11 protein-coding genes are annotated in these 10314 nt (G+C 68.8%); all 11 read left to right on the forward strand.

Annotated elements, in window-relative coordinates; translation table 11 throughout:
• The first annotated feature begins 178 nt into the window (after positions 1-178).
• The 11 genes from GMOLON4_RS04835 to GMOLON4_RS04885 all read left to right on the forward strand — a co-directional run bounded on the left by GMOLON4_RS04835 (position 179) and on the right by GMOLON4_RS04885 (position 9978).
• Complete coding sequence (locus GMOLON4_RS04835; RefSeq protein ID WP_026935712.1) at positions 179-1108, forward strand: bifunctional DNA primase/polymerase; 930 nt, start codon at positions 179-181, stop codon at positions 1106-1108.
• Positions 1105-2034: a DUF2637 domain-containing protein gene (locus GMOLON4_RS04840; RefSeq protein WP_051265894.1), complete on the forward strand. Its 930-nt coding sequence runs from the start codon at positions 1105-1107 to the stop codon at positions 2032-2034. Before GMOLON4_RS04835 ends, GMOLON4_RS04840 begins: the two co-directional genes overlap by 4 nt.
• A complete protein-coding gene (locus tag GMOLON4_RS04845) occupies positions 2031-2453 on the forward strand; it encodes a hypothetical protein (protein WP_026935711.1) in 423 nt (140 codons plus the stop codon). The genes GMOLON4_RS04840 and GMOLON4_RS04845 overlap by 4 nt, the downstream gene beginning before the upstream one ends.
• Positions 2454-2546: 93 nt before the next feature.
• On the forward strand, positions 2547-3380 hold the full coding sequence (locus GMOLON4_RS04850; RefSeq protein WP_026935710.1) for a hypothetical protein: 834 nt from the start codon (positions 2547-2549) through the stop codon (positions 3378-3380).
• A complete protein-coding gene (locus GMOLON4_RS04855; protein WP_026935709.1) occupies positions 3373-4416 on the forward strand; it encodes a ParB/RepB/Spo0J family partition protein in 1044 nt (347 codons plus the stop codon). The genes GMOLON4_RS04850 and GMOLON4_RS04855 overlap by 8 nt, the downstream gene beginning before the upstream one ends.
• Before the next feature lie 45 nt (positions 4417-4461).
• Positions 4462-5124: a hypothetical protein gene (locus tag GMOLON4_RS04860; protein WP_026935708.1), complete on the forward strand. Its 663-nt coding sequence runs from the start codon at positions 4462-4464 to the stop codon at positions 5122-5124.
• A gap of 4 nt (positions 5125-5128) precedes the next feature.
• The gene (locus GMOLON4_RS04865) at positions 5129-6301 is read left to right on the forward strand and encodes a M23 family metallopeptidase (RefSeq protein ID WP_035731436.1); all 1173 of its coding nucleotides are present in this window, start codon (positions 5129-5131) and stop codon (positions 6299-6301) included.
• Between the two features lie 28 nt (positions 6302-6329).
• Complete coding sequence (locus GMOLON4_RS04870; protein ID WP_026935707.1) at positions 6330-6593, forward strand: DUF6112 family protein; 264 nt, start codon at positions 6330-6332, stop codon at positions 6591-6593.
• A 138-nt stretch (positions 6594-6731) separates the two neighbouring features.
• Positions 6732-7046: a DUF6112 family protein gene (locus tag GMOLON4_RS04875; protein WP_026935706.1), complete on the forward strand. Its 315-nt coding sequence runs from the start codon at positions 6732-6734 to the stop codon at positions 7044-7046.
• Between the two features lie 36 nt (positions 7047-7082).
• The gene (locus tag GMOLON4_RS04880) at positions 7083-8516 is read left to right on the forward strand and encodes a conjugal transfer protein TrbL (RefSeq protein WP_026935705.1); all 1434 of its coding nucleotides are present in this window, start codon (positions 7083-7085) and stop codon (positions 8514-8516) included.
• Positions 8517-8529: 13 nt separating this feature from the next.
• Positions 8530-9978 (forward strand): SCO6880 family protein, encoded by a 1449-nt coding sequence (locus GMOLON4_RS04885; RefSeq protein WP_026935704.1) that lies wholly within the window; start codon positions 8530-8532, stop codon positions 9976-9978.
• Positions 9979-10314: the final 336 nt, after the last annotated feature.

Consider the following 10314-nt stretch of genomic DNA (forward strand, 5'->3'; position numbering starts at 1 on the left):
GTCTACCGGGGCGGATCACCGCAATACGACACCGAGTGGAATAGCCGGTGCACCTGACGGGACAGGGAGGACGCGGAAGTTCGTGCTCCGGCCTACCGGAAGGACGATGTAATGACTCTCTGGCTTGAAACGCCGCCGTTCAGACGGTTTACGGTCGTGTGCCGAGGGGGCAGGGAGCGTGTCGAACATCTCCTTCATCCTGGCACAGGCTGCAACGTTCGGAGCAGCCGTGAGTGAGCAGGCGCGGGGACCGGATCTATTGGGCGCGGCTCTCGACTACGCGCGCGCCGGGGTTCCCGTGTTCCCGTGCGTGCCGTTGGGGAAAGCGCCGCTGACCCATCAAGGGTTCAAGGATGCCAGCACGAGTCCGGCGCAGATCCACCGCTGGTGGCAGTGGCAGCCGGAGGCGAACATCGCCCTGGTCACTGGGGCGGCACGATCCCGTATCGACATCCTCGACATCGACGTGCATCCCGGCGGTGACGGGTTCGCGGCGCTCGAGCAGGTGGAGCAGGCGGGGCTGATCGACTCGTGGCAGCGGATCGTGCGCTCGCCGTCTGGGGGCCTGCACGTCGTGTTCCCCTCGAACCCGTCGCCCGAGCAGCGCAGCTGGGCGGTGCCGACCGCGCACGTCGATTTCCTCGCGAACGGCAGTTACGTCCTCGCTCCCCCGTCCCGGGTACGTACCCGTGACGGGTCGGTGCGCTCCTACGAGGTGGTCGCCACCGGAGCGCGTCCGGCTCCAGTGGCGGGGTGGCGGCTGGAATCGGTACTCCGGCCCGCCCGCACGGTGCAGCTCGAGGCGACAGCGGGGCCGCAGCGCTCCGGGCAGGGGCCGCGATGGGATGCGGAACGTTTGGCGGACTGGATGGCAGGGCGGCCGGAGGGGAATCGGAACCGGTCGCTGTTCTGGGCCGCGTGCCGCCTCGCAGAGACCGGGACGGTGTCGACGCAACAGTGGGAGACCCTCGCGCAGGGCGCTGTCCGGGCGGGGCTGCAGGAGCTTGAGGCGGTGCGCACGATCCAGTCCGCGCAGCGCTCCACCCGACTCGCGGCCCCCGTAGCCAGCGGCGGGGTGGGTGCCGGAGAGCAACGGATCGCGTTATGACCGCGGTGGTGCAGGGGCAGCAACCATCCGGGAGGTGGGCGGTCGGTGTCGCCCGGGCTGGCACCGCGCTGATCGACGTGTGCGCGTTCTGGCTGTCGGCGACCACGCTCACCGATCTCGCCCGACGTGCCGGGATCGACCCGGTGCAGGCCTGGATGTGGCCGGTGATCGTCGACGGCATGATCGTCGTCGCCACGGTCGCGATCGTCGCCCTGGCGCGGCACGGCCCCCGCGCGACCCTGTACCCGTGGGCGCTGTTGATCGCGGGGGCTGCGGTGTCGGTGACCGCGAACTGCATGCATGCGCTGGTCGCCACCGATTCCGACCTTCCGCCGATCCTGGCCGCATCGGTCGCCGCGGTGCCACCGCTGGTACTGCTGGCTGCCACGCACCTCACGGTGCAGCTCGGCCGACGCCTCACCACCGCACCGTCAACCACCACACCCGACCATCCGGTATCGCCGACAGGTGCGGTCGCTCTGTCTGTCGAGAGCACGAGCAAGGTGGCACCTCCCGTGAACGCCTCGGTAGCAGTGAGCGCTGACGCCCGCGGAGCGAGGCCCGATCACCCTGTATCTGCGGCTGCAGCAACGACTCCGCCCGCATCCGGCCCAGGAGCTGACTCGCTCACGGCGACCGAGCCTGCCGCCGACCGCGAGAGCCCCGAGACGCCACCACCTGCGCAGGGAGCGACTGCCGACGCGACGCGCCCCGGCGGCGGGTCGGGCTCGGATGCAAGAGACCAGGCCGTGGAACAGGCGATCCGATGGTCTCGGGAGGGGATCTCCAACCGGACGATCGCCTCCCGGCTCGGCGTGCATCCCTCCACCGTCGGCCGATGGCTGGCCCCCGCCACCGCGCCCGATCCCGCAGAGGAACTACGACCCGACCCCGATCCGCCCGCCCCGACTGAGGAGGAACCATGACCGACCCTGACATCAACGACCCCCACGCGACCCGGCCCGCGGAGACCGCAACCTCTCCCCCTGCTGCAGGTGAGAGGCCGGAGCAGGACCCGGAGAGCTCATGGATGCTGCGACGCCACTTCGATCCATCGCTGAACCCGGACGATCCCCTCGAGGAAACGGTGGCCGGTACCGCTGGCGACGATCCGCGCGCCCGCATCGAGTGGGTTCGCCCCACCGACTTGTTCGCACGAGTCTCCGCACGGGTGGGCGAGCGCGGGGTGGAGTGGAACAAGCGCGCGCACGAGTGGGCACGGGAGAACGCCCGCGCCACCATCGCCGACTCTCGCGCAGCCGGTGCGCGACTTGGCCACTCGATCACCGCGCGTCTGACCCGCACCGGGGCAGAACCTGCAGCACCGGAAACGGTTCGCCTGTGAACGGCACCTGACCCCGCCCCTCCCTGGCCCGGCACTCTCGCAGGGCTTGGGAGGGAGCACCGGGGCACCTCCCCGCAAGGGAGGAGCGAGACCATGACCACGACACAGCACCCACCGCACCTGGAGCCGCACCCGCCGGAGTTCACCACCCCGGAGGGGCTCCGACGCCTGCTGCTGCGGCTCCACGAGGCCGGCCCCCACGCGTGGCAGCAGGATCGTGAGGCGGCGGCACTGCTGGAGTATGTGATCGAGAAGTACGGGCGGCTGGCCCGCAAATGGCACCGTGACCCCGCCGACGCCGGGTACGCGGCGTTCGTGGCGATGCGCTCTCGCGGCGTGATCACCGCGACCGACCCGTGGGGTGTGATCACCCGGGCTGTGCAGCGCAGTATCGTGTCCGAGACCATGGGCGACCGGCTGCTGATCTCCGCCGCACGCGCCCGCAAGGGCGGCACCTTCATCGATGCACCCACCCGCGCCGGTGACCGCGACTGGCTCTACGACCGGGCACCACTCCCCGACGAAGACGAGTCCGAGGATCCCTGCGACGAGGAGGTGCTGCGGCTCCGGGAAGCGATCGCCGACATCGTCGACCTCCTGATCGGTCTGGGCTGGCCGGGCGAAGCGACCGACATCGCCGTCGACTACATCCTGTCCCGCACCGGAGATGCGGGCAGCCTCAAGAACGCCCGCGAGATCCTCCGCAAAGAGACGGACATGCCCGCCCGATTCGGGCTCCCCACTGCGTGCTGGCCAGGACTCCTCCGCGTCCTCCTGGGAGGAAAGACGCAGCCCGGGCGGCCCACCCGCAAAGGAGTCCTCATCCGGCTCCTCAACTACGACACTATCGACACCCTCCTCGAGGACGATGACCTCATCGTCGAGATCGCCCTCGCCGCCCCCGGATCAGGGGGTCGAGATGGGTGAGAACTACTTCGAGACCGCCCGCGACATCAATGATCTCGTGCTGGGGCACCGTATCCGCAGTGACTACGGCGACCTGCGTGCGCTCACCGAGTCGATCCGGCTGATCGGGTTCGTGCAGCCCATCACGATCACCCCCACCGGCGCGGTCGTCTCTGGAGGTCGACGCCTGCAAGCCGCCCGCGCCCTGGGGCTGCGCACCGTGGATGTGTGGGTGCGCACCGATATCACCAGCGAGCTCGAGCTGCTGCTGGCCGAGCAGCAGGAGAACGAGAACCGCAAGCCCTACACCCGCATCGAGCAGGCCCGGTTCTTCGACCAGTTGCGGCGGATCTTCGCCGAGGACGCGGCACTGCGGCAGCAGGCGACCCGCTTCGGCGCACCACCTGGTGCACCAGATTCTGGTGCACCGGCACCATCTGCCACTGGGCGGCGCACGCACGCGTCCGAGCGGGCGGCGCTGGTGGTCACCGGCCGCCGCTCCGACTACACCCTCGGGCATATCGTGGAGCTGCTGCAGTTGCAGGCCGACCCGGACCAGTCGGAGCGCGTGCGGCGAGCCGTCGAGGAGGCGATCTCCCGCATCGACCCGTACGGGCCGGTCGAACCGAACTATCTGCGGGTGAAGACCGTGCAGGACACCGAGCGGCTGCAGCTCATCGCAGGTGACGACTCACTCCCGGCACCAGCGCGGGATCTCGCGCATCGGGAGCTGCAGGCTCTGCCTGTCACCGGGAAGCCGTCACAGGTGAGAGAAGCAGCCCGGCAAGCCCTCCGCCGGGTCACCGCCGCCGAGCAGTCGCCACCTGGCGAACCAACCAGGGTGGTCGATGGGCGCCGCCAGGCGGCGATCCGCATCTACTCGCCGCGCGCGCTGACGGGGATGGTCGCCGAGCTGGACTCCTGGTGGCTGCACTACGACCCGTCCGAGGTGGCGCGGACCCTCACGGACGAGCAATGGGAGCAGCTCACCGACTGGGTGCAGCACACCGTCGGCTTCCTCGAGGAAGCCACCCGGCTTCGTAGCGCCGCCGCCTGACCCGTCCGCCGCTCGCCGGGTGGAAGTGGCCGGGCACCTGCGGGTATGGAACCCTCAGCTCGACGCCGCTTCATGATCGTCGTCATCACCGCAGGCACGATCGGCCTGCTGCTGATCGGCGTCGGCATCTACGGGCTCATCCGCGGCCCCGGCACCTCCGCTGACCCTTCCGACCCTTCCGAGACCTCCGCACCGCGAAGCACCGACCCCGGTAGGGGGTCGGATGCGCTCCCCATGGTGAGAGGGTCTGCGGATCCGGTCGACTACGCGCGGGAGATCGCTCAGGCATTGTTCACCTGGGATACCTCCTCCGGCATCGACCACTCCGACTACCTCCAAGTGCTCGCCGACGAAGCCGCACCAGCCGGAGAAGAGGGCAATGGGCTGGTCGCTGACCTGGGCAACTACTTCCCCACCCAGGAGCAGTGGCGGCAGCTGCTGGGCTACGAGACCCGGCAGCAGCTCACCATCGACAGCGCCGAAGTACCGGGATCGTGGGCGCAGATCCTCGAGGACGCCTCCGGCCAGTTGGCCGAGGGAACGGTCGCGGTGACCATCCGCGGAGAACGGCACCGCTCCGGGGTGTGGAACGGGGAAGACGCTTCCTCGAGTCACGAGGTCGCGTTCACCGTGTTCGTGCTCTGCCCGCCCGAGGCCGACCGCTGCCACCTGCTGCGCCTGTCCGGCCTGGGCACACCTCTGGAGTAGGGCGATGAAGAAGCTCGCGCTCCTGCTCGCCGGGGTCCTATTCGCGGGCCCGGTGACGGTGCTGGTCGCTCCCGCGCTGATCGCGAACCCTGCCGTGCTGCAAGCTGCGGCCTGCACCGTATCGTCGCTGACCGTGGTCGCCGAGGTGCCCGACGAGCTCGTGGCGACCACCCGTGACGGTGTCCAGGTCGTCCTGAACAAGACGCAGCTCACCCACGCGCGCACCGTGATCCAGATCGGCGCGAGCATCGACGAGGTGGGCCGAGAGGGCGTGATCATCGCGCTGATGGCGGGGCTGACGGAGTCCCGGATGCGGATGCTCGCCAATACCGTCTACCCGGAATCGGCCGACTACCCGAACGACGGGGTGGGGTCGGATCATGACAGCCTCGGGATCTTCCAGATGCGCCCGCAGGCCGGGTGGGGCACTGTCGCACAGCTGATGAGCGTCACCTATCAGGCGCAGGCGTTCTACGGCGGCCCGAACGGCCCGAACTATCCCTCCCCGCGGGGGCTTCTCGACATCCCGAACTGGCAGCAGCTCACCCGGGGCGAGGTCGCGCAAGCGGTTGAGGTGAGTGCGTTCCCGGATCGGTACGCGAACTGGGAGCCGGTCGCCGAGGCGATCCTCACCGCTCTCACGGTTCCCTCCTCCGGCGGTGGCGGGGAGGCTCCGGCGTCCGGGGATATCGCACCCACGACGCGGATCGTGGTGCCGATGCCCGAGGGCAGCTACGTCAAGACCAGCCCGTTCGGGATGCGCGAGGATCCGCTGCAGCCGGGCCTGTTCCGTATGCACTACGGCATCGACTTCGCCGCGCCCGACGGCACGCCGATCTTGTCGATGGCCGATGGGGTGGTGCTGTGGGCCGGGAACCGGCCCGGGTGGAACAACATCCTCGTCATCGAGCACAACATCGCGGGCGCAAAGGTCGTCACCCTGTACGCGCACATGTGGGATCACGGCTATCACGTCCGCACCGGGGACCGCGTCAGCGCGGGCCAGCACGTCGCCGACGTCGGTTCCGAAGGCTACTCGACTGGCCCGCACCTGCACTTCGAGGTGCATCCCGGCGGGTGGGAATCCCCCGCGGTCGATCCGGACGCGTGGCTTTCCGAGCACGGCGCCGAGGGCGTCACCGACCCGTCAACGAGTGTGCGGAGCTGCACCCGATGAACCCCGACCACGAATACGGAGGGCGCTGATGGACGTGTACCCGGACTTCAGCGCGACCAGCGGCGCCGGCCTCCAGGCCGTTCTCGGCGCACTGCTGACGGTCGTGCTGGTCGTGGCCGTGCTGATGATCCTCGTCAGTGCGATCGCCTGGGCCGTCGCGTCCTCCCACGGCAGCCACACCGGTGTCGCGAAAGCGAAAGCCGGTCTCTTCGTGGGGATCGCCGCGGCCGCCCTCGCAGGGGCGGGTGTCGCCTGGCTGAACTTCCTGATCCGCGTCGGCAGCAACCTGTAGCCCGCACCCTCCGGGTTCCCTTCTGCAGGCAGCGGCGCTCAGCCCGAGCACTCGGCCGGGTGGAAGCGGGAGGGCACCTCTCGGCATGCGGCCCCGACCAGGGGCACGCACGCTCGATCCCACCGCCCGGAGGCACCCATGACTCTTACCGAATCCGCCCTGTTCCTCGCATCCCTGCCCGCGCAGGTCGACATCACCCCGAACGACTCCGGCCTGCCGGGGATCGCGCAGCTGCGCACCATCGTCGGCGCGGTGATGACCATCGGACTGGTGCTGGCCGTGCTTGCCCTCATCATCTCCGCGATCGTGTGGGCCGTCGGCTCGAACTCCTCCAACCCCCACCTCGCAGGCCGGGGCAAGACGGGCGTGCTCATCGCCTGCGCGGCCGCGGTGATCTGCGGCGGCGCAGTCACCTTCGTGAACTTCTTCTGGAACGTCGGCCAGTCCGTATAGCACCGCACACCCGAACGAAACGGAAGGAGAGGGCGGATGAGCCTGTGCGATGTGCCGGTGCTGTCGACGGTGTGCGACGTCGTCGGCGACACGGCAAGTTCCCTGGTGACCGCACCGTTCGAGTGGCTGGCGCAGGCCATCGGCTCCACCGCGGCCCTCATGTTCGAGGGCGTGTGGGCGGTGTTCGACCAGACCACCCTCGTCGACGTCAGCAGCCCAGGCTACGTCGGCGTGTACAACATCCTCTTCGGAGTCGCGGTGTTCTTCATGCTCGGCTTCTTCCTCATCCAGCTCATCACCGGACTCGTCCGCCGTGACCCGGGCGCGCTCAGTCGCGCAGCGCTCGGGCTCGCGAAATCCGTGCTCGGCAGCTTCCTCGTGATCGGCCTCACCGGGCTACTGCTGGAGATCGTCGACCAGCTGTGCATCGGCATCATTCACGCCACAGGCAACACCCTCGAGGACATGGGCCTCAAGATCGGGGTCCTTGTCGCCGGGCTCACCGGCCTCACGATCGCCTCCCCCGGTGTGGGTGCGATCGTGATGATCTTCTTCGGGGCGCTCGCGATCGCTGCCGCCGCGATCGTGTGGTTCTCCCTCCTGATCCGCAAAGCCCTCCTGCTCGTCGCGATCGTCCTCGCCCCCATCGCCCTGTCCGGGGCGGCATGGGACGTGACGCGCGGCTGGTTCGGGAAATGGATCGGGTTCGTGATCGCCCTGATCGCCTCCAAGCTCGTCATCACCGTCGTGTTCCTCGTCGCGATCACTCAGGTCAACGCCCCCATCGACTTCGACCTCGCCGCCCTGTCAGATCCGATCGCAGGGATCGTGCTCATGGCGATCGCCGGATTCGCGCCGTACATGACGTACAAGTTCGTGTCGTTCCTCGGCTTCGACCTGTACCAGTCGATGAGCGCCGAGCAGGAAGCGAAACAAGCTCTCAACCGCCCAGTGCCCCTTCCCACCACGCCGAAGAACGCCTCACCGGACTCCGTGCTGAATGACAACGGCGGAAGCCCACCGCCGGGCGGAGGCCCACCAGGTGGAGGCCCACCGGGAGGCGGCCCTCCACCACCAGGCGGTGCGGCGCAGGGAAGCGCCGCAGGGACCGGGACGGGAGCAGCTGCAGGCAGCGGGGCTGCAGGCGGAAGTGCCGCAGCTGGTGGAGGAGCGGCGGCGGGCGGTGCCGCAGCAGCCGGACCTGCCGCCGCGGTGATCGTAGGCGCACAGGTCGTCAAGGCCACCGCCGAAGCCGGCCCAAAGCTCGGCAACGCGATCGGCGGAGCCGCCACCAACCATGCCGGGGCCGCGCAAGAATCCACGACCCCGCCACCGCCGTCAACACCCACGGTGCCTGCCGCTCCGCCAGCACGACACGGAGATGCCCCGGGCGGGCAGCAGCCCCCGCCACCACCGAAAACGTCCCCGCCGCCGGAGACCCCACCGCCAGCACCGTCCGTGAAGCCGTGAGAGAGGAATCGTGATGAGTGACGAGTTCGAGCTCCACCCCGTCAAGTTCTCCCGCGTCTCCCGGCGAGGCATGCTCCTGGGCCTGACCGGGCCGCAGCTAGTGACCGCAAGCATCGCGGTGACGATCCTCGTGTCAGCCCTCTACTTCGGCGGCGGCGAAGCAATCACCTGGACAAGCCCCGCCTGGGCATCGGTCGTGGCACTCACCTGGGTACCCGTCGCGGGCAGGCCCGCGATCGACTGGCTCCCCGTCACCGGGCACTGGGCGGCACGCGTCGCCGCGAAGCAGACCGTCTACCGCAAACGCGTCACCAAACCCCGGCCCGCCGGAACGCTTGCGCTCCCCGGCGACGCAGCGAGCCTGCGCATGCACTTCGACCCAGACAGCGGAGCCGTCATGGTGCACGATCCGCACCGGGCGACCCTCACCGCCGTGCTCGAGGTCAGCCACCCCGCGTTCGTGCTCCTCGACCCCGGCGAGCAAGAGCGCCGCGTGCACGCCTGGGGTCGCGTGCTCGCCACCGCGTGCCGGTCAAACCACGTAGCCAGACTGCAAGTTCTCGAGCGGACGCTTCCCGACTCGGGCACCGGGCTCACACAGTGGTGGAGCAGTCACGGTCATAACGACGGTTCCTGGGTCGCGGGCGTCTATCAAGACCTCATCGACCGTGCAGGCCCGGCTGGGGAACGCCACGTCACCACCATTTCCCTCGCGCTCGATATGAAGGCTGCCGCCCGCGCGATCCGCTCCGCCGGGCGCGGAATGAAAGGCGCTGCCGCGGTCCTCCGGCAGGAGATGACGACCCTCACCAGCGCCCTGCGCACTGCGGACCTGCGCCCCTCCCTCTGGTACGGGCCCGGGCAACTCGCCGTGATGCTCCGCACGGCCTACGACCCGCAAGTCGCGGCCGCACTCGATCGCTCCGGCGATCTCGGCCAGGACCTCGCCACAGCGGGCCCGGTCGCTGTCGATGAGCGCTGGAGCAGGCTCCGTACGGACAGCGCTTTCCACGCCGTGCTCTGGGTGTCAGATTGGCCCAGATCCCAGGTCTACCCAGGTTTTCTTGCTCCGCTGATGCTCTCCAGCGGGATCCGCCGCAGCTTCTCCCTGATCTGCGACCCGATCCGCTCGGACCAGGCCGCTCGGAGCATCCGTAAGCTCCGCACCGAGTATGTCTCCGACGCCGCGCAGCGCGCGAAGGTCGGGCAGATCGAAGATGCTCAGCAGACCGCCGAGTACCAGGACGTGCTGCGGCAGGAGTCCGACTTGATCGCCGGTCACGGCGTCCTCCGCTACACCGGCCTCATCACTGTCTCCGCTGACTCCGAAGCGGAACTCGAGCGCGCCACCGCTGCGATCCAGCAAGCGGCGATCCAAGCTTCCCTTGAGACCCGACTCCTCGTGGGCCAGCAGGCCGGAGCCTTTACGGCCTCGGCGCTGCCGCTGTGTCGCGGCATCTAGGGAGAGAACAACCAGGGGCGTCTCGTCTACGAATTCGTAGCCTGCGTTCATTCGGAAGAAAACGAGTGGTCTTCCGTGAGGGAATCGGGCTGACTGTCAGGTTCTGTGTCATTGTGGACAGCCAAAAAGGGGAGAAGTTCCGCAATTACCAGACACCTAGGGTAAGCGTGGGGTGTGATTCCTTGAATGTTGGCGGCTTTCTGGGATTCTGAGAGTGCTGGTGGGTCTTTTTACGCCTGAGCGCTCTCTCTGGGGTTTGGTGGCTTCGGGTTACCATTCAGAACAAAACGCGGCGGTGCGCGGGGTACTGCCTGGGGAGAACGGTGTGCGGAAGCT

The organism is Gulosibacter molinativorax (assembly GCF_003010915.2).
Classification (GTDB): domain Bacteria; phylum Actinomycetota; class Actinomycetes; order Actinomycetales; family Microbacteriaceae; genus Gulosibacter; species Gulosibacter molinativorax.

Coding starts and splice junctions, on each gene's coding strand:
- GMOLON4_RS04870 (WP_026935707.1), top strand. CDS start 6,330: ATGGACGTGTACCCGGACTTCAGCGCGACCAGCGGCGCCGGCCTCCAG.
- GMOLON4_RS04885 (WP_026935704.1), top strand. CDS start 8,530: ATGAGTGACGAGTTCGAGCTCCACCCCGTCAAGTTCTCCCGCGTCTCC.
- GMOLON4_RS04880 (WP_026935705.1), top strand. CDS start 7,083: ATGAGCCTGTGCGATGTGCCGGTGCTGTCGACGGTGTGCGACGTCGTC.
- GMOLON4_RS04850 (WP_026935710.1), top strand. CDS start 2,547: ATGACCACGACACAGCACCCACCGCACCTGGAGCCGCACCCGCCGGAG.
- GMOLON4_RS04840 (WP_051265894.1), top strand. CDS start 1,105: ATGACCGCGGTGGTGCAGGGGCAGCAACCATCCGGGAGGTGGGCGGTC.
- GMOLON4_RS04855 (WP_026935709.1), top strand. CDS start 3,373: ATGGGTGAGAACTACTTCGAGACCGCCCGCGACATCAATGATCTCGTG.
- GMOLON4_RS04845 (WP_026935711.1), top strand. CDS start 2,031: ATGACCGACCCTGACATCAACGACCCCCACGCGACCCGGCCCGCGGAG.
- GMOLON4_RS04875 (WP_026935706.1), top strand. CDS start 6,732: ATGACTCTTACCGAATCCGCCCTGTTCCTCGCATCCCTGCCCGCGCAG.
- GMOLON4_RS04865 (WP_035731436.1), top strand. CDS start 5,129: ATGAAGAAGCTCGCGCTCCTGCTCGCCGGGGTCCTATTCGCGGGCCCG.
- GMOLON4_RS04860 (WP_026935708.1), top strand. CDS start 4,462: ATGGAACCCTCAGCTCGACGCCGCTTCATGATCGTCGTCATCACCGCA.